At 75.8% G+C, this 18,784-nt stretch carries 16 protein-coding genes; 9 read left to right on the top strand and 7 right to left on the bottom strand.

What is annotated here, in order from left to right:
• Window positions 1–126: 126 nt before the first annotated feature.
• A complete protein-coding gene (locus NF338_RS01460) occupies window positions 127–1,221 on the top strand; it encodes an amidohydrolase family protein (RefSeq protein ID WP_264029146.1) in 1,095 nt (364 codons plus the stop codon).
• 9 nt (window positions 1,222–1,230) lie between these two features.
• Here the strand turns inward: NF338_RS01460 and NF338_RS01455 are convergent, their stop codons facing one another.
• On the bottom strand, window positions 1,231–1,986 hold the full coding sequence (locus NF338_RS01455; RefSeq protein WP_264029145.1) for a hypothetical protein: 756 nt from the start codon (window positions 1,984–1,986) through the stop codon (window positions 1,231–1,233).
• Window positions 1,987–2,188: 202 nt separating this feature from the next.
• On the opposite strand from NF338_RS01455, the gene NF338_RS01450 reads away from it, so the two are divergent.
• From NF338_RS01450 to NF338_RS01440, 3 genes are all read left to right on the top strand, one after another.
• Entirely contained in the window at window positions 2,189–3,397 is a 1,209-nt protein-coding gene (locus NF338_RS01450; RefSeq protein WP_264029143.1) for a beta-ketoacyl-[acyl-carrier-protein] synthase family protein, read from the top strand.
• A 10-nt stretch (window positions 3,398–3,407) separates the two neighbouring features.
• Complete coding sequence (locus NF338_RS01445) at window positions 3,408–3,944, top strand: O-acetyl-ADP-ribose deacetylase (protein WP_047231016.1); 537 nt, start codon at window positions 3,408–3,410, stop codon at window positions 3,942–3,944.
• 97 nt (window positions 3,945–4,041) lie between these two features.
• Entirely contained in the window at window positions 4,042–4,260 is a 219-nt protein-coding gene (locus NF338_RS01440) for a PspC domain-containing protein (RefSeq protein WP_053370472.1), read from the top strand.
• Between the two features lie 100 nt (window positions 4,261–4,360).
• Here NF338_RS01440 and NF338_RS01435 read toward each other — a convergent pair whose 3' ends face one another.
• A complete protein-coding gene (locus tag NF338_RS01435) occupies window positions 4,361–7,426 on the bottom strand; it encodes an esterase-like activity of phytase family protein (RefSeq protein ID WP_264029140.1) in 3,066 nt (1,021 codons plus the stop codon).
• Window positions 7,427–7,850: 424 nt separating this feature from the next.
• On the opposite strand from NF338_RS01435, the gene NF338_RS01430 reads away from it, so the two are divergent.
• Both NF338_RS01430 and NF338_RS01425 read left to right on the top strand, forming a co-directional pair.
• Window positions 7,851–9,878 carry a beta strand repeat-containing protein gene (locus NF338_RS01430; RefSeq protein ID WP_264029139.1) on the top strand — a complete coding sequence of 676 codons (2,028 nt, stop codon included), beginning with the start codon at window positions 7,851–7,853 and terminating at the stop codon, window positions 9,876–9,878.
• Between the two features lie 218 nt (window positions 9,879–10,096).
• On the top strand, window positions 10,097–10,906 hold the full coding sequence (locus NF338_RS01425) for a hypothetical protein (RefSeq protein WP_264029138.1): 810 nt from the start codon (window positions 10,097–10,099) through the stop codon (window positions 10,904–10,906).
• Here the strand turns inward: NF338_RS01425 and NF338_RS01420 are convergent.
• The 3 genes from NF338_RS01420 to NF338_RS01410 are packed head-to-tail and all read right to left on the bottom strand — an operon-like array spanning window position 10,872 to window position 13,403.
• Window positions 10,872–11,468, bottom strand: coding sequence for a GNAT family N-acetyltransferase (locus NF338_RS01420; protein WP_264029137.1), 597 nt, complete (start codon window positions 11,466–11,468; stop codon window positions 10,872–10,874). The genes NF338_RS01425 and NF338_RS01420 overlap by 35 nt on opposite strands.
• Window positions 11,469–11,508: 40 nt before the next feature.
• A complete protein-coding gene (locus NF338_RS01415; RefSeq protein WP_264029136.1) occupies window positions 11,509–12,360 on the bottom strand; it encodes an ABC transporter permease in 852 nt (283 codons plus the stop codon).
• Window positions 12,357–13,403: an ATP-binding cassette domain-containing protein gene (locus tag NF338_RS01410; protein WP_264029135.1), complete on the bottom strand. Its 1,047-nt coding sequence runs from the start codon at window positions 13,401–13,403 to the stop codon at window positions 12,357–12,359. The genes NF338_RS01415 and NF338_RS01410 overlap by 4 nt, the downstream gene beginning before the upstream one ends.
• A 120-nt stretch (window positions 13,404–13,523) precedes the next feature.
• Between NF338_RS01410 and NF338_RS01405 the strand changes: the two genes are divergently transcribed.
• Window positions 13,524–14,396, top strand: coding sequence for a TetR/AcrR family transcriptional regulator (locus tag NF338_RS01405; RefSeq protein WP_264029134.1), 873 nt, complete (start codon window positions 13,524–13,526; stop codon window positions 14,394–14,396).
• A gap of 66 nt (window positions 14,397–14,462) precedes the next feature.
• On the opposite strand, the gene NF338_RS01400 is transcribed toward NF338_RS01405, so the two are convergent.
• Window positions 14,463–16,172, bottom strand: a complete 1,710-nt coding sequence (locus NF338_RS01400) for a tetratricopeptide repeat protein (protein ID WP_264029133.1) — start codon at window positions 16,170–16,172, stop codon at window positions 14,463–14,465.
• 16 nt (window positions 16,173–16,188) lie between these two features.
• The gene (locus tag NF338_RS01395; protein WP_264029132.1) at window positions 16,189–17,730 is read right to left on the bottom strand and encodes an AAA family ATPase; all 1,542 of its coding nucleotides are present in this window, start codon (window positions 17,728–17,730) and stop codon (window positions 16,189–16,191) included.
• A 160-nt stretch (window positions 17,731–17,890) separates the two neighbouring features.
• Between NF338_RS01395 and NF338_RS01390 the strand changes: the two genes are divergently transcribed.
• Together NF338_RS01390 and NF338_RS01385 are read left to right on the top strand one after the other, a co-directional pair.
• Window positions 17,891–18,352, top strand: coding sequence for a hypothetical protein (locus tag NF338_RS01390; protein ID WP_264029131.1), 462 nt, complete (start codon window positions 17,891–17,893; stop codon window positions 18,350–18,352).
• Window positions 18,349–18,711: a winged helix-turn-helix domain-containing protein gene (locus tag NF338_RS01385; protein WP_264029130.1), complete on the top strand. Its 363-nt coding sequence runs from the start codon at window positions 18,349–18,351 to the stop codon at window positions 18,709–18,711. The genes NF338_RS01390 and NF338_RS01385 overlap by 4 nt, the downstream gene beginning before the upstream one ends.
• Window positions 18,712–18,784: the final 73 nt, after the last annotated feature.

Here is an 18,784-nt window from a genome sequence, read left to right as displayed (position 1 = left end):
CCGATGCCCACGATCCTGCTCACCGTCTGCGCGATAGTCACGCAGAGTGGCACATTCACTCACTCTGGATGATCGATTCGCGTAACATCCGTGAAATCTGCGCGCGCGGGACCGATGCTCGGAGACGTGACCGACCCCCTCCACCACGCCGCCCCGCACCCCGCGCCTCCCGCACCCGACCTCCGGCTCGCCGACTGGGAGCCGCGTGCCCGCGTGCGGCTCCCCCGGACCGACGTCCCCCGGGCCGCGGTGCCCGCCGTCGACGTCCACAACCACCTGGGCCGCTGGCTCACCACCGACTGGTGCGCGCCCGACGTCCCGGTGCTGCTCGACCTGCTGGACCGCACGAACGTGCGCACGGTCGTCAACCTCGACGGCCTGTGGGGCGACGAGCTCGAGGCCAACCTCGACCGGTACGACCGCGCGCACCCGGGCCGGTTCCTCACCTTCTGCCAGGTCGACTGGACGGCGCTCGCCCACGCGGGCGGCGAGCGCGCGGTGCAGCGCCAGCTCCGCGACGCCGCGGCGCGCGGCGCCCGCGGGCTCAAGGTGTGGAAGAACCTCGGCCTGACCGTCACCGGCCTGGACGGCGCGCTCGTCGCGCCCGACGACCCCCGCGTCGTCGAGACGCTCGCGCTCGCGGGCGAGCTCGGGCTGCCCGTCCTGATCCACGTCGCCGACCCGAAGGCGTTCTTCGACCCGCTGGACCGGTACAACGAGCGCGTCGACGAGCTCGCCGCGCAGCCGTCGTGGTCGTTCGCCGACCGGTCCCGCTTCCCGTCGTTCGAGCACCTGCTCGACGCGTTCGAGCGCCTGCTCGACGCGACGCCGGGGACCACCTACGTCGGCGCGCACGTCGGCTGCGTCGCGGAGGACCTCGACCACGTCTCCCGGCTCCTGCGGGCCGCGCCGAACCTCGTCGTCGACGTCGCGGGCCGGCTGGGCGAGCTCGGGCGTCAGCCGCGGCGCTTCCGCCGGCTCGTCGAGGACTTCCCCGACCGGGTCCTGTTCGGCACCGACGCGTTCCCGTTGTCCCGCGAACAGCTCGAGACGCACTTCCGGTTCCTCGAGACGGCCGACGAGCACTTCTCCTACGCCCCCGGCGACCCCGTCCCGCCGCAGGGCCGGTGGGCCATCTCGGGAGCAGACCTCCCGGCGCACCTCCTGCCGGCGCTCTACGCGGGGAACGCGCGCCGGGTGCTCGGCCTCGACGGGGCCTGACCCCCGGGGTCAGGGCAGCACGACCTCCCGCGCCGGGTGCACCGACGCGTCGAGCACGACGCGGTCGCCGAGGGGCTCGTCGAGCTCGACGACGAACGCCGTGGCGGGGTTGCTCGGGCAGTCCGCTGCACCGTCACGCGGCTCGACGCCGACCGTCACCGCGACGGCGTCGTCACGCACGGCGAGCGCGGACAGCCGCACCCGACCCTCGGCGTCCTCCCCGCTGTTGCACGCCATCTCGGTGACGAGCAGGTGCAGCTCGCGCGCGTCGGGCATCGGCGGGTGGTCCGGGTCCAGGGTGAGCGTCGCGGTGCCGAGCCCACCGAGGTCGGCACGCAGGGCGCAGGTCTGCGCGGCGGTGAGGAACCACGTGGGCGACGGGTCGAGGTTCGGCGCGTCGGTCCACTCGATCACCAGCATCTCGTGGGTGCGCACGTCGCCCGCGCCCAGGTCCTCGGGCTCGTCGAGCTCGCGCAGGAGGGCGACCCGCTCGGCACCGTCCTCGACGACGGTCCACTCGGCAGGGTCGATCGGCGGCACCTCGATGCCGTCGAGGGCGGCCCGCCCGTCCTCGCTGAGGCGGTCCGCCGTCACGCCTGACTCGGGCACGTCGTCGGGGACCGCCGTCTCCCAGCACCGGTACGACCCCTCGCCCCCGGTCCCGCCCGCCGGCCCGTCCGCCGTCGCGCAGCCCGCGAGCCCCAGCACGACGGCCGCCACTGCGCCGACCGCCCACCCAGCCCGACCCACGCTGCTCTCCCTCATGTCCCGAATGTGTGCCGACCGGACGCGTGCTTGCTGGCCCTCCGTGGTCGGATGACCGACCCGCCGCTTCACTCGTGGTGAGTGACAGCGTGCGCACTGTCACACTGTCGGACAAGACAAACCCCATACGGATGTCTTGAAATGGGACCCATCGACCACATCCGTCGTCCGACGAGGCGACGCCCGCAGGTAGGGGGACACCATGACACGAGCCGTCGTCACCGGCTACGGGGCGGTGACCCCGGTCGGGCTCACCGCGAGCGACACCTGGGACGCGCTGCTGCGCGGAGAGCCCGGGGTGCACGCCATCAAGGAGGACTGGGCCGCCGACCTGCCCGTGCGCATCGCGGCGCGGGTGGACGACGCGTTCGCGGAGGGGCTCGCCGTGCGCGAGGCGCGCCGCACGGACCGGGCGGAACAGCTCACGCTCGTCGCGGGCCGCGAGGCCTGGGCGTCCGCGGGGTCGCCCGACGTCGACCCCACGCGCCTCGCGGTCGTCGTCGGGTCCGCGAACGGCGGCATCGCGACGACGCTCGACCAGTCCCACGTGCTCGACGAGCAGGGGCCCCGCCGCGTCTCGCCGCACACGGTCACCATGCTCATGGCCAACGGTCCCGCGGCGTGGCTGTCGATCGACCTGGGCGCCAAGGCGGGCGCGCGGGCGCCGATCAGCGCGTGCGCCGCGGGGTCGGAGGCGATCACGATGGGCCGCGAGATGATCCTCGCCGGGTCGGCGGACGTCGTCGTGTGCGGCGGGGTGGAGGCGGGCGTCCGGCCCTTCTCCCTCGCCGCGTTCGCCGCGGCGCGCGCCATGTCGACCCGCAACGACGAGCCCGAGCGCGCGTCGCGCCCGTTCGACGTGCACCGGGACGGCTTCGTCATGGGCGAGGGGGCGACGCTCCTCGTCCTCGAGAGCGAGGAGCACGCGCGGGCGCGCGGCGCCGCGGTGCACGGCGTCGTCGCCGGGGCCGCGCTGACGTCGGACGCGTTCGACATCGTCGGCGGGGACCCGGAGAACCAGGCCCGGACGATCGGGATGGCCCTGCGCGCGGCGGGTCTCTCCCCCGGTGACGTCGGCCTCGTCCACGCGCACGCGACGTCGACGCCGGTGGGCGACGTCAACGAGTCGGACGCCCTGCACGCGGCGCTCGGCATGCCCCCGCCCGTGACGAGCACCAAGGGCGCGACGGGCCACCTGCTCGGTGCCTCCGGCGCGCTCGGCGTCCTCGTCGCGCTGCTCGCCGTGCGGGACGGACGCGTGCCGCCGACCCTCAACCTCGACGCGCTGGACCCGGCGATCGACCTCGACGTCGTCCACGGCACCGCCCGGGACACGACCGCCCGCCACGCGCTGGTCAACGCGTTCGGCTTCGGCGGCCACAGCGCGAGCGTCGTGGTCTCGCGCGACTGACGATGTGACGATGGACCTCGACGCCCGGCTCGCCGACATCACGACGCTCACGGTCGACGCGATCGTCAACGCCGCCAACTCGTCGCTTCTCGGCGGCGGGGGCGTGGACGGCGCGATCCACGCCGCCGCCGGTCCCGGGCTCCTGGAGGAGTGCCGGCGGATCCGGCGCACGACCCTCCCCGACGGTCTGCCCGTCGGCGACGCCGTCGCGACCGGCGCCTACGACCTCCCCGCCCGCTGGGTCGTCCACACGGTCGGACCGAACCGCCACCGCGGCCAGACCGACCCCGCGCTCCTCGCGTCGTGCTTCACGCGCTCGCTCGACGTCGCCGCCGACCTCGGCGCCGCGACCGTCGCCTTCCCCGCCGTGAGCGCGGGCGTCTACGGCTGGGACGTCGACGACGTCGCGCGGGTCGCGGTCGGGGCCGTGCGCGGGTGGTCCGCCGCCCGTCCGAGCGCCGACCCCGGCGACGGCGTCACGGCGGTGACGTTCGCGCTCGCGTCGCCCCGCGCCCTGGCGGCGTTCGAGGCCGCGCTCGGGCGTTGAACCAGAGGTCAGGGTCAGGGTCCGTGTCCCGAGGATCAGGGTCGGTTCGGGGGACTTCCCGATACCGCCGCGACGGGCGCTCTCCTACCGTCGAGGTATGAGCACCTCAGACGCCTCCGCAGCCTCGTTCCGGCCGACCCTGTCCCGGCCGCGCCACGGTCGGATGATCGCGGGCGTGTGCGCAGGGATCGCCCGCCGGTTCGGGTGGGACCCGACCGTCGTGCGCATCGTCGCCGCGGTCTCGATCCTGCTCCCCGGCCCGCAGGTCATCGCCTACCTGATCCTCTGGGCCCTCATGCCCAACGACCGCGACTGACCCGGTCGCGCCGGTCACCCGGACGGTCGAACCCCGGGTTGCGGGTGGTCTCGAGTCCGAGACCGCCCGCAACCCCGGGTTCGGCGTGGTGCGGCGCCCGCTAGCCCGGGAGGCCGCGCATGCGGCGCCGGGCGACGACGATCGTCGCGCCGCCCGCGACCAGCACGATCGCGAGGCCCACGATCGCGCCGACGTGCGCGCCGGTCGTGGCGAGCCCGTCGGGACGGCCCGACCCCTCACCGTTCGACCCGCCGGGCGCGCCGTCCGCCGCGAGGACCTCGAGCTCCGTCCACAGGACGCGGCCGTCCACCTGCCCGACGAGCGCGAAGCGGTGCACGCCCGCCGCGGCGTCGGCGGGGACGGTCACGGTCGCGGTGAGCGTGCCCGACGCGTCGGCGCGGTACATCCCGAGGTCCGCAGGCGTGGAGAAGAGGGTCGCGGAGACCCACTCGCCGGGCGCGAAGCCCTCCGCCGTCGCGGTGACCTGCTCGCCCGCGCGGACGCGCGCCGGGGAGAGCGCGACGCCGCCGTGGTTCGCATCGGTGAGGTCGTCCGCGCCGACCGTGTGCAGCGGGGACGACGGCGGCTCCTCGCCCGCGCCGGGCGTCTCGCCGGGCTCGCCCGGACCGCCCGGGTTCTCGCCGTCGAGGTGACCCTCGAACACGTCCGACGCCGCGCCGAGGTGCAGGAGCACCGTCTCGCCCGTGGCGTCGGCGAGGCCGTCGTTGTCGGTGATCGCCCAGACCGCGCCGTCGCCGCCGACCGTGAGACCCTCGAGCTTCTCCTGCGTCCAGCCGTTCGTGGCGCGCAGGTCGGGCAGGACGTCGTGCGCGAGCGTCTTGGTCACCGGGACCGGCGTCGTCGACGCGGCCCCGACGGCGACGGCCGGCACGTCGACCGCGTAGACGCGCTTGACCGCGGCGGCGGGGCCGTTGAGCTTGTCGCGCTCGATCACGGCGAGCGTGTCGTGGTCGACGACGGTCACCTCGCTCAGGCCCATCCAGTCGCCGCCCGTCGTGGTCTGCTCGAGCGGGTACGCGAACCAGTCCCACGTGCCCGAGGCGACGTCGTAGCGGCCCAGGCGCGCGGTGCCCGCGGTGCCGCCCTCGTCGGTGGTCAGGCCCCGCTGGAGCGCGACCCACACCTGCTCGCCCGCGCCCGCGGCTCCGTCGGCCGTCGAGACCGCCGGAGCGACCGCGACGCCCTCGATGCCCTGCTTGCCGAGACCCGCGGCGACGCCCTCGGGGAGCGCGACCGACTCGACGACCGCGCCCGCGGCGTCGACGCGCACGATCGCGTTCTCCGCGCCCTTCGCGCCCTCGACCCCGAGCCAGAACCCGCCGTCGGCGCGTGCCGCGACGCCCTCGACGTCGAGGCCCACCGGGGCGCCGTCGCGCGTGAGGGGCACGGTCCGGTCGATGACGGCCGGGGAGCCGGCGCCGTAGCCGCGCACGTCGAGCGACAGGAGCTGCGTCGTGGAGTATGCGGCGTCGGTCGCCGTCCACAGGCGCTGGGGATCCGTCGGGTCGGCGCTCAGCGCGCCGAGCGCGCCCCAGCCGATCGGGGCGCCGGCCTGCGGGCCCTCGGTCGCGTCCGCGGAGACGACGCTGGGGAACTGCGGCGACCCCGCGCCGTCGGCCCACTGCGCGCCGCGCCCGAACACCGTGACGGCCGACCGCACGCCCGCACCGGCGTCGTCCTCCTCGCTCGACACGACGAGCAGGTCGCGCCCCGGCACGACGAGCAGACCCTCGGGACCGTTCGTCGTCGCGAGCACCTGGACGAACCGCGGGTCGCTCGGGTCGGAGACGTCGTAGACGGCCACGAAGTTCGAGCGCTCCGAGCCGACGAACGCGTAGCGCGTCCCGCCGAGCGTCGCGACGGCCAGGCCCTCGGGCTCGACGCCCTTCTTGCCCGCGCGGTCCTCCGTGTGCAGGCCGACGCGGACCGCGAGGCGCTCGAGCTCCGCGCCCGCGTCCCAGACGACCTCGCCCGACGCGGCGTCGAACACCGACCAGCCGCGCGAGCCACCCTTCCAGTCACCCTCGTTCGCGGTCGCGACGTGCGCGTCGTCGAGCCAGCCGATCGCGTCGGGCTCGCGCGGCGTCGCCGGGATCGACCCGGTCTGGTCGATCACGCCGTCCTTCGTCACGTCGATCCCCGACACGGCGACCGCACCCGCGGAGAAGACGGTCTCGATCTCGCCCGTGGCGAGGTCGACGACGGCGACGCCGTTGTTCTCCTGGAGCGTCACCGCGACCTTGGTACCCGCCGGGTTGACGGCGACGTACTCGGGCTCGGGGTCCTGCGGGGTGTCGAGTCCGGCCGCCTCGACGACGGGGAGCGGCGCACCGGCCTCGTCGAGGAAGGAGACGGCGCGGGTGGACCAGGCGGCCGGGTCGTCGCCCGGCAGGTCGAGGATCTGGAGGAAGCCGCCGGGGAGCTGCGGGAGGTCGCCCTCGTCGGCACCCTCGGGCGTCGCCTCCTCGTCGCGCTGGTTCTCGATCGCGACGACGGCGTGCGAGCCGTCGGGCGTGACGGCGACCGAGTCGGGCTGACCGCCGAGGTCGAGGGACCGCACGCGCTCGCGCGTGGCGAGGTCGACGACGTCGAGGCGCCCGCTCGGCTCGGTGAAGCTCACGGACGTGTCCACGACGACGAGCACGTACCCGCCGACGACCGCGACCGACGTCGGCTCGTCGTGCTCCGAGCCGAGCTCGGCGAGGCTCAGCGTGCCGAGCCCCTGCGGCGCGCTCGGGTCCGTGATGTCGAGGAAACCGATGCGTCGCGCGAGCGCGTCCGTGTGGACGACCGTGCGCCCGTCCTCGCTCACCGCCGAGATCTCGGCGACCGTCTCGGCGGCGGCGTCCTCGCCGGCCGGGCGGTTCTGGAACACGGGGTACGTGGCGAGGCGGTGGAACGTCTCGTCCGCGGCGGGGGCCGTCCAGGCGGCGTCCGTCGCGAGGCCGAGCGCCGCCGTCGGGGCCGACGCCACCGCGCCGGCCGGGTGCGCGGGCGCCGCGGCGAGCGCGGGCAGCGCGCCCAGACCCAGGGTGAGCGTCGCGCCCGTGGCGACGAGCGCGGCGAGGCGCGTGCGGCGGGCCCGGGCGCGCACGGGGGTGTGCGCCGTGGTGCGCTGAGCGGCCTGCTCAGGGATGGCTGACATGTCTCTCCTTCGACGAGGGTCGAGCAGAGGGTGGTGGCCCGCGGTGGCGTGGCGGCGACCGGATCCGGGCCGACGGGTGGCCGTCGGATGAACAGTGCGCGGCACCGCTCGCGAGAGCCTGCGAGGGCCCCGGCGCGGGCGCCAGTTGCTCCGGGCGACAGGTCTGGCAGCGGAGTACCTGATACTTCGGCCCCGTGACCGAATCGTGACGGCGAAAGTACCTAGTACTCGCTGTCCGCCCTTGCCGGACGGTTGCTAGCGTCGTTCGGGATTTACCTGCTACTCCACGTCCCGCCAACGTAGGCGGGGCAGGCCCGGCGCACTCCCACTCCCACGCCGGGCGAGCACGACTCGCCCCTTTCCCCGCTCCTCTCCCCTCTGCCGACCGCCCCGCGACGACGCCGGGCGCGAGGAAGGACGACCGATGACGCAGCACGCCTCTCCCCGACCGTCGCGCACCCACACGGTCCTCACGTCCGTCGCGCTCGCCGTGCTCGCCCTCGCGGTGGCCGGCCTGATCGCGTTCCTGCTCGTGTACAACGGCAAGGTCGCCGACGGCGCCACCCGCCTCGACGACGGCGCCGCGCAGCTCTCCGACGGCGCGGCCACGCTCGCCGACGGCACCGCCGAGGCCCAGGCCGGCGCCCAGCGCCTCGCCGACGGAGCCGGCGACCTGGAGGACGGCGCCAGCGACCTCGTCGCCGGGGCCCAGAAGGCCTCCGACGGCGCAGCCCAGCTCGCCGCGGGCGGCACCACCGCGCTCGACGGGGCGACCGAGCTCGCCGCCGGAGCGGACGAGCTGGACGCCGGAGCCGCCCGCCTCGCCGCGGGGACGGGCGACGCCGCGAGCGGAGCGGCACGCCTCGCCACCGGCAGCAAGGACCTCGACGCCGGGGCGGCCCGCCTCGCCGCCGGCAACGCGCGTGCCGCCGACGGCGCGTCGCAGATCGCCACGGGAGCGGGCGACCTCAGCACGGGCGCCGGCGACCTGAGCGCCGGGGCCGCCCGCGCCGCGAACGGCTCCGCCGACCTCGCGTCCGGCGCCGACCGGCTCGCGACCGGGGCCGGCACCCTGGCCGCAGGGACGACCGCGCTCCGGACAGGAGTGCGCGAGAGCCTCGGAGGGGGCGTCCAGGCGCTCGACCAGGGCAGGGCCCAGCTCTCTGCCGGTGCGGCACGTCTTGCGGGTGGGGTCTCCGCGGTCGACACCGCCGTCGGCACGATCCAGGGTGGGGTCGACCAGCTGCGGGGTGGAGCGACCCAGGCGCGCGACGGCGTGGCCGCCCTCGGCGGAGGCGCCGACCGCCTGCGCGGTTCCGCCGGCGAGCTCCAGCGCTCCGCCCTGACCGTCGGGACCAACCTGGACGGCCTCGCGGCGCAGCTGGACAAGATCGCGCGCGGCGAGGTCGCGGCGACTCCGGAGAGTCTCGGGACGATCGCCGCGAACCTCCGCGCCCTGGGCAACGGCACCGAGTCGGCTCCCGGCGCGTCCGCGCAGATCGCGGGCGGCGCGGGACGGCTCGCGTCGGGCGCGGGCGAGCTCTCCGTGGGGGCGGCCGACGTCACCGCCGGCATCGACCAGCTCTCGGCCGGCCTCGGGACCGGCACCCCGGAGCGACCCGGGCTCACCACGGGGCTCGCGCGGCTCCGCGCGGGCCTCGGCGAGGGCACCACCGCCCAGCCGGGTCTCGCAGCGGGGGTCCAGCAGCTCCGGACCGGCATCGACGTCCAGCTCGCGGGCGGGATCGACGCGCTGGCCACCGGCGCCACGACCCTGGACGGCAAGATCGGCGAGCTCGAGACGGGTGCCGCGACGCTCCACGGGAAGGTCGGCGAGCTGAGCGCCGGCGCCTCGAAGGTCGCCGACGGCAACGCCGACCTCGCCGCAGGCGCCGGGCGCGTGAGCGGCGGCAGCGCGCTCCTCGCGACGAAGACCTCCGAGCTCGCCACGGGCACGTCGGATCTCGCCACCGGTGCCGCCGAGCTCAAGGCGGGGACGGCCAAGGCCGCGACCGGCGCGGCGGACCTCGCCGCCGGCACGGTGCGGCTCCGCACGGGCGCGGGCGACCTGTCCGCCGGGACGACCCGGCTCGAGGACGGGACGCTGCGCCTCCAGAACGGGCTCACGACCCTGTCGACCGGCGCGACGACCCTCGCGGCGGGCAACGCCGCGCTCGCCGAGGGCTCGACGACGCTGCACGCCGGGACGACGACGCTCGCCGACGGCGCGGCGGACCTGCACGACGGCAGCACCCGCATCGCCGACGGCGCCGCCACGCTCTCCGACGGCACGGGAACCCTCTCCGACGGCACGACGGAGCTCAAGGACAGCGTCGAGAACAGCCCCGTCGGACGGGTGTCGCTCGGCATGTCGGCGCTCGTCGGCGGGACCGTGCTCGCGGGCGTCGCGGGCGTCGGGCTCGGGCTGCGCCGTCGGCTCGCGGCGGTCTGACCGACCGTCGCGCACGGCCGGGCGGCCCCTCCTCACCGCCCGGCCCTCGGCTCGAGGGCGGCTTCACGTCGACGGTGTCGCCCTCGCGGGCGGCGGTCCCGGTGGACAGGACTCCGGGACTGCCGCCCTTCTTCGTGCGCGCCGACCGCAGGCCCGGGTCGGTCGCCCGGCACGGACCCGGCACGGGCCACCGGACCGGCACGGGCTACCGTGACCGCGTGACGCTGCTCCTCAAGCTCGTGCTGGCGCCTGCCCTGGTGGTCGCGTCCACGCTCGCCGGACGGCGCTGGGGCGCGCGGCTCACGGGGGTGCTCGTCGGGCTGCCCGTCGTGGCCGGGCCGATCCTGCTCATCACGACGCTCGACCACGGCACCGCGTTCGGCGCCGCCGCCGCTTCCTCGGCGCTCCTCGGCCTCACGTCGCTCGCGCTGTTCGCCGTGGTGTTCGGCTGGTGCTCCCGCCGGACGGGGTGGCCCGGTGCGCTCGCGGCGTCCTGGGCCGCGTGCCTCGTGGCCGACGTCGCCCTCGCCCGGCTGACGCTTCCCGCCGGGATCGCGTTCGTGGTGGCGCTCGCGACGTTCTGGGGCGCGTCCCGCGTCATGCCGCCCGACGCGCCGGGCCCTCCGGAATCGACCGTCCCGTCGCCCTGGTGGGACCTTCCCGCCCGGGCCGCGACGACGGCGGCGCTCGTCCTCGCCGTCACCACCGCGTCGGGCGCGCTCGGGCCGGCGATGACGGGCGTGCTCGCGCCGTTCCCGATCGCGTCGAGCGTGGTCGCCGCCTTCGCGCTCGCGCAGCGCGGGTCGGCCGAGACCGTCCGCCTCCTGCGCGGGCTGCTGGCCGGCCTCACCGGGTTCGCGGTGTTCTGCCTCCTCGTCGCGCTCCTCGTGGAACGCCTCGGTGTCGTTGTGGCGTTCTCGGTCGCGCTGGCCGCCAGCCTGGCCGTCCAGGCCCTCGTCCCCCTCGCCGGGCGGCTCGCCGCACCGGCCGCGGTCACGACGCGACGTCCCGGGCGCGGCTCATGGTGACGTACGCCGAGAACCCCGCCCGTCGGGAGAACCGCACCGGGCGGCGCCCCGTCTCCACGAACCCGAGCTTGCGGTAGAGCCCGAGCGCGGGAGCGTTGGTGTCCTTGATGTCGCGCAGCACGAGCTCGTCGTACGGCAGCTCCATCAGGTGGCGCAGGAGCGCGGTACCCACACCCCGGCCCTGGTGCTCCGGCGCGGTCGTGACGAAGCCGACCTCGGCGAGGCCGTCCCGCGCGCCGTCGTACGCGCCCAGGAACTGGCTCCGGACGATCCGGTAGCTGATCGCGCCGTGGACACGACCCAACGCGTCCCGGAAGGGACGTCTCTCGGGGGCGAAGCACTCCTGCGCGCCCTCGGTGACCGAGGCGACGGCGGCGGGCTCGCCGTCGACGACCGCGACGTAGAACCGTTCGAGGACGAGCATGTGCGCGAACGCGTCCGCCAGCACGCGCGGGTCCTTCGAGAAGTACGCGAAGTCGTCCGCGAAGCCGCGCACGAGCACCTCGGTGATCCGCCGTCGGCTGCTCTCGCCGAGCTCGTCGCCACGCCTGATCTCGATCATGCGGTCCCTGCTCTCCGGGTGTGGTCGTCGCACGGGCGGTCTACCGGCGACGACGGCGCGCGAACACGGCGGCCGCCGCGCCGAGGAACACCAGGACCAGGGCGGCGCACCACGCGAGGGCGAGGGCCGCCGTCGGGCCCAGGTCCGTGACCGGCGCGCCCGTCGAGTCCAGGCCGACGAGCAGCCCGCGGATCGTCTCGATCACCGGCGTGACGGGCTGGTGCTCCGCGAACCCGCGCAGCCACGACGGCATGGTCTCCGGCGGCACGAACGCGCTCGACACGTACGGCAGGAACAGCATGAAGAAGCTGAACCCCCCGGCCGCCGCGGGCGAGCGCACGAGCACGCCCACGAAGGCCGCGATGCTCGTGATCGCCAGCACGTACGCGGCGACGACCCCGACCGCCCCCAGCCACTCGAGCGCGTCCGCGTCGGGCCGGAAGCCGATGAGGAACGCGACGCCCAGCACGACGGCCGTCGTCACGAGGTTCTTCACGACGCTCGCCACGACGTGCCCCACGAGCACCGTCCAGCTCGCGATCGGCATCGACCGGAAGCGGTCCATGATGCCGCCGGACATGTCCTGCTCCACGGCGATCGCCGTGTTCGACGCCCCGTACCCCGCGCACAGCAGGATGATCCCCGGCGTCGCGTACGTGACGTAGTCCGTGCCGACGCTCATCGCGCCGCCGAACACGTACACGAACAGGATCATGAGCATCACCGGCAGCACGAGCGCGAGGACCAGCTCGTCCGGCTCGCGGCGCACGAGCCGCAACGAGCGCGCGACCATCGTCCCGGCGTCGGCGAGCACGTGCCGGCCCGGCCTGGGCGTGGGCGCGGGAAGCCGCGCGGCCGTGCCCGACGGCGCGGCGACGGTCGGGGCGGTCATGCTGCGGTCTCCTCGCGGTCGGCGGGGACGGCCCCGGGCTCGGTGTCCCGGCCGCGCGTGCGGGCGGCGTGGCCGGTGAGCGTGAGGAACACGTCGTCGAGCGTCGGCTCGCGCACCTCCCACCGCACCGGTTCGACGCCGGTCGCCGCCACCGCGGCGAGGACGTCGCGCACGTGCTCGACGGACCCGTCGGTCGGGACGCGCAGAGCGGTCGGACGAAAGTCCGCGCGGTCGGGACCGAGAGTGGTGGGCCGGGAAGGTGCCAGGGCCACCACGGTCTGCGCGGACCCGACCCGCGCCGCCTCGTCAGGCGTGGCGAACGTGAGCTCGATGCTCGCGTCGCCGACGCGGCGCTTGAGGTCGGACGGCGAGCCCTCGGCGACGACGCGGCCGTCGTCGACGAGCGCGACGCTGTCGGCGAGCTGGTCGGCCTCCTCGAGGTACTGCGTCGTGAGGAACAGGCTCGTGCCGTCGGCGACGACGCCGCGGATCACCTCCCACATGGTCTGGCGGCTGCGGGGGTCGAGGCCGGTGGTGGGCTCGTCGAGGAACATGACCTGGGGGCGGGTGAGGAGCCCGGCCGCCAGGTCGAGCCGACGGCGCATGCCGCCCGAGTACGTGCCGACGCGGCGGTCGGCGGCGGCGGCGAGGTCGAACGCGTCTAGGAGTCCGTCGACGCGGGCTCGCGCGGCCCGGCGCGGCAGGTGCGCGAGGCGACCCATCATCGTGAGGTTCTCGCGGCCCGACTGCTTCTCGTCGACCGCCGCGTACTGACCGGTGAGGCTGATGAGCCCGCGCACGCGCGCCGCGTCGCGCACGACGTCGTGGCCCGCGACGGTGGCAGTACCGCCGTCGGGCCGCAGGAGCGTGGCGAGGATGCGCACGGTGGTGGTCTTTCCCGCGCCGTTGGGGCCGAGGAGGGCGAGGACCTCGCCGCGGTGCAGCGTGAGGTCCACGCCGTCGAGCACGCGCACGGGCCGGCGCGCGGAGCCGTAGCTCTTGCGCAGGCCGTCGGCACGCACGAGCACGTCAGGTGCGGGCATGAGGACTCCCTGGATCGGGCGAGCGAACCGCGTCGCACAAAAACTGTTTATGACACCTACTATTCTGCGTACGGTAGACACGATTTCGCGGGCGGTCAAGACCCGCGGGAGGATGACGAGATGACCGCGACCGACCCCACCGAGGCGCGCAGCGCCGATCGACCGACCCCCGGGACGGAGCTGCCGCCCGTGATCGCGCGCCTGTGGGGTCGCGGCCCCGCCCCGCGACGCGGCCCCAAGCCCGCGCTGACCGTCGAGCAGGTGGTGCGCGCCGCCGTCGACCTCGCCGACGCCGAGGGGCTGCCCGCGGTGTCCATGGCGCGCGTCGCCGAGTCGCTCGGGTACTCGTCGATGGCGCTCTACCGCTACGTCGAGAGCAAGGACGAGCTCCTCGTCCTCATGGCCGACGCCGCCGCGGACGTGCTCGCGCTGCCGCCGTACGACGAGGGCGACTGGCGCGCCGGGCTCGGGGCCTGGACGCGCGCGCAGATCGCGGGCGTCCTGGCGCGCCCCTGGTTCCTCGACCTGCCGCTGACGACCGCGCAGGTGGGCCCGAACCGCCTGCGCTGGATCGACCGCGCGTTCGCGATCCTCGCTCCGCTCGACCTGACCACGGACGAGAAGCTCCAGATCGTCGGGCTCCTCGCGCAGCACGTGCTCGGCGAGGGCCGCGTGCAGGTCGAGACCCGGCGTGCGGCCGCCGAGGCCGTGCGCCGCGCCCAGGGCCTCCCCGCCGACACCCCCGCGGCCGAGCTCGACCAGGACGCGGTCGCGGCCGCCAACCCGTACGCCGACTACGAGCTCGTGCTCACGCGGCTCGTCGACCCCGAGACCTATCCCGCGCTGACCGGGGCGCTCGCCGCGTGGACACCGGCCGAGGCCCAGCCCGACGACTGGGAGAGCGACATCGGGTTCGGGCTCGACATCCTCCTCGACGGGATCGAGGCGTTCGTCGCCAGGCGCGCCGCCGCCCGCGGCGTCGCCCACGGCTGACCGCCGCACGGTGCCGGATCCGCGGGTGGGGCGGCGCCCCACCCGCTCGCCCGGTGCCTCACCTCGTCAGGGGGTCGGCTGGACCGGGGCGTCCGGCACCTGGACCTCGGGCAGGTCCGGAAGGTCGAGCGTCGGGACGTCGATGCTCGGGATGTCGACGTCCTCCATCCGGTCGCGCAGCTCCTCCTGTCGGATCCGGTTGTTCTCCTGGATGCAGGAGAGACGCGCCGCGGGGCGGCCGGCGCACTCCTGGACGTCCGAGTCCGGGTCGCGCGGGGCCTTCGGCGCCTGGACGTAGCGGCCGTCCGCGTCGTGCTCGCCCGGGCTGACGGGCAGCGCGGCGAGCGCCGCCACCCCGCCGAGCGCGAGGAGCAGCGTCGTGACGAGGAGGACCGCCGCACCCAGCCCGGCACGGATGGCCCCGCCGGCGCTGACGGCCGGGCGCTCGTCCGACGCCGCGCGCTGCTGGGCGGCCACCCGCCAGGCGACCCCCAGGCCGACCGCGACCGGCAGGACGAACGCGACGCCGGCGAGCGCCGCGACGGGCCGGGCGTCGCCGCGCGCGAACCCTCCCGGGCCGATCGCGGCCACCACGATCGCGACGAGGCCCATGACCACCGTGCGCCGCACGACGGCGCCGCGCAGGCCGGACCGCAGGCCGGCGATGCGGGCCGCCCCCGTCGGACCGGGCGGGAGGTACCCGAGGTCCCGCGTCTGCGTGAGCATGGCCGCGTGCAGGACCGCGGAGGTCACGGTCGTGACCGCGAGCACGACGCCCAGGCCGACGAGGAACCAGCGCACGACGACCGCGTCGCGCACCACGTAGAGCAGGGCGAGACCCGCGAGCACGCCCACCCAGCCCACCACCACGGCGGCGACGGTCCCGCCGCGGAACGGCGTCCGGCGCAGGGTGCGACGCAGCAGCCCGCGCGGCACCTGGAGCAGGACGGGCAGCACGCGCAGCGCGGTGATCCCGGTCCACAGCAGGACGGCGATCCCCCAGACCGGGACGCTGCCGACGGAGGAGTCGCTCATCGAGAAGGCGACGACCAGCGCGACCGCCCCGACGAGCAGCACCGGCATCTCGACGAGGCGCAGGACCTGCTGCCAGACGCTGAGGTGCAGCAGGTAGCCGGCCTCGGCGTGCTCGGGGTTCATCGCGAGGACGCCGCTGTACCCCTTCGCGCTGCGTCCCGCGTCGAGCGCGAGCGCCGCGTCGAGGTAGAGCAGGTCCTCGTGCTCCGGGGCGACGGCGAGGCCCTGGCGCACGAGCGTGCGTGCCCGGTCGTCGTCGCCGAGGCGCGACCAGAGCCGCGCGGCCTGCACGAGCCGGTCAGGGTCCTCCGGGGCGAGCCCGAGCGCCGAGTCGATGCGCTCGCGCGCGAGCCTCCGGTCGGCACCACGGACCCGGCCCGACAGGTGCGTGTCGGCGAGCTGGAGGTGGTACCGCGCGTCGTCGGGGTCCAGCTCGAGCGCCTTGGCCGCGGCGTCGCGCGCCCCGGCCACGTCGCCGGTGTTCTGCCGCGCGATCGAGAGCAGGTACAGCGCGCCGTCGGCCGCGGGCTGCGCGCCGACGACCTGCTCCAGGAGCGGGAGCGCCTCCGCCGACCGCTGGAGGTGCAGCCGGACCCAGGCGGCGGCGAGGAGCAGGCGCGGGTCGTCGGGCAGGCTCGCGAGCGCGTCGTCGACCTCGTCGAGCGCGCGCTCGGGCCGCCCCATCTGGACGAGCAGCTCCGCGCGCGAGGCGACGGCACGCGGGTCGGTCGTGGTGCTCACGGTCGGGCCCGCCGGCTCAGAGCATGCGTCGCGCGCGCAGGTACGCGGCGAGGTCGTCGTAGCGGCCGTCGTTGTTCGCGAACGTGACGACGTTGCGCGCGGACTGGAGCCACGCCGTCGTCGAGGGACGCACGTCGGCGAGCGCCGCGTCCACGTCGGCCATGGTGATCGGCCGCACCTGCCCAGACGCGATCGAGTCCATCATCGCCTTCTCGGCCGCCGTGGCCGCGAGGTGCTCCAGGTCGGCGCCGGAGAAGCCGTCGGTGCGCTGCACGACCGAGCGCAGGTCGATCCCAGCGACCGGGCGGCCGGCGAGGTGGTGGCGCAGGATCGCCTCGCGCGCGGGCTCGTCGGGCGGCAGGACGAGCACGACGCGGTCGAACCGCCCCGGACGCAGGAGCGCGGTGTCGACGTCCCACGGGTGGTTCGTGGCGCCGAGGACGAACAGCCCGTCGTTGTCGGAGCCGATGCCGTCCATCTCCTGGAGGAGCTGGTTGACGACGGTCCGCATGCCCGAGGACCCGGAGTACTGCGCGCGCTTGCCGCCGATCGCGTCGACCTCGTCGAGGAAGAGCACGGCGGGCGCGAGCTGTCGCGCCTTCTGGAACAGCGCGTGGAGGTTCTGCTCGCTCTCCCCGATGTACTTGTCGAGGATGTCCGCGAGCGTCACCGTGAGGAAGCGCGCCCCGAGCTCGCCCGCGACGGCCCGGGCCATGTACGTCTTGCCGGTCCCGGGCGGCCCGTAGAGCAGGAGCCCGCCGCGCAGCGACTTGCCGAACGCCTTGGCGATCGCCTGGTTCCGCATCGGCTCGAGGAACGCCTCGCGGATGCGCTGCTTCACCGGCTCCAGGCCACCGACGTCCGCGAGCGTCACCGTCTCGCGCGAGACCTCGAGCAGGCCGGACCCGTCGTCCGGGGCGTCGTCGCGCGCGGGGACGAGGAACGGCTCGCCGCCCGGTGCGGGCGGGACGACGTCGTCCTCCACGCGGGGCGCTGCGCCCGGCCCGGCAGGCGGGACGGCGGGCGCCTGCCCAGGCGCCTCGACGACCGGCGTCTCGACGAACGGTGCCGGGACGTGGACGCCCACCTCGTGCTCCAGCCGGTCCCAGTCGATGCCCGACGGCGCCGCGGGGCCCGGTGCGGCGGGCGAGACAGGGTCGGCGGGGGCCCCAGCGACCGGGGTGCCGGGCACAGGGGCGCCCGGCGCGCGCGGGACCGTCGCGTCGGACGGCACGCCCGTGATGATCCCGTCGTCGCGGCCGCCCGGCGCGGACGTCGGCGCGTGCAGCCCGGCGACCGCGTCCGACGGCGCGGCGGGACCCGCTGCGGACGGGTCGGCCGCGGGACGGGCTCCCGTCGCCGCGGCGACGGCCGAGTCCTGGACGAGGCGCAGCGCCTCGCCGTCGGCCGGGTCGATCCGGAGCGCGGCGCTCGCCTGCTCGAGCGCCTCGACCGGGCGGCCGGCGGCCAGCAGGAGGCTCGCGTAGTGGACGCGCAAGGGGGCGCTCGACGGCGCCGCCGCGACGGCGGCGGCGAGCGCGGCCAGGGCGTCGGACATGGGTGCTCCTCGGTGGCGCGGACGGGACGACGGCGCTGGTGCGCCCGTGAGCGCGACCGGCCGGGAACAGTGTGCCCCGGACCGGTGACGCCCGACCATCGGCACAACTCCCCGAGGCAAATAGTTGCCATGCTGGAAATTAGATGCTTGGATGGCATACATGAGCACCGACGAGACGACCGCCCGCCCCGCCCCCAGCCCGGCCGAGGCCTCCTCCGCGCTGGAGCACGCCGCGCGGCTCGCCACGTCGACGCGGACCCAGGGCTGGCGCTGGGTCCGCCTCTACCTCACGGGCTGGGCCGCGGCGGGCGTCGGCCTCGTGCTCGCCCTGGGCCTCGGCGGGCGGATCGGGTTCGTCGTCGGCATGAGCGCCTGGGCCGTGATCGTCACGGCGGGCGTCACGTGGGCCGCGCGCCAGGGGAGCATGGCCGCCGGGACGCGCCGTCGCCTGGTCCTCGGCGCCGGCGGGTGGGCCGTCGTCTACGGCGCGACGCTCTTCGTCGGGCTCGACCGGTTCGCGGGCGACGCCGCGTTCTGGGTCCCTGCCGCACTCGTCAGCGCGGTCCCCCTGCTCCTCGCCGCGTGGCTGCCCGCGCCGCGCGACACCGCGGCGACCGCATGACCGCCGAGCGCGACGTCGCCGCGGGCGACGCCGTCGAGCACCACCCGCGGCACACGCTCGACGAGGTGATCCACTCCCCCGTGCGCCTGTCGGTCGTCGCGGCGCTGTCCGGAGTCGAGAAGGCGGACTTCAAGACCTTGCGCGACACCATCGAGCTCTCCGACCCGACGCTGTCCAAGCAGCTCACCGTGCTGGAGTCCGCGGGGTACGTGGAGATCTCCAAGGAGCGCTCGGGCCGGCGCGCACGCACGTGGGTGCGGCTGACGAGCACCGGCCGCGCCGCTCTCGTCTCCCACCTCGACGCGCTGCGCGCCATCGCGGACCTCCGGCTGCCTCCCGCGACGCCCCCGGGAACCTGACCGTGCACAGACCCGGACACCGCGGTCCCCGTCCACAGGGGGCGCCGGAGGGTGCCTCCGTGTCGGCGGGACC

The sequence above is a fragment of the Cellulosimicrobium sp. SH8 genome (genome assembly GCF_025818875.1).
In the GTDB taxonomy this organism is placed as follows: domain Bacteria; phylum Actinomycetota; class Actinomycetes; order Actinomycetales; family Cellulomonadaceae; genus Cellulosimicrobium; species Cellulosimicrobium cellulans_D.
The sequence above is the reverse complement of the archived record's forward strand: the minus strand, read 5'-3'. Positions and strand labels throughout refer to the sequence as shown.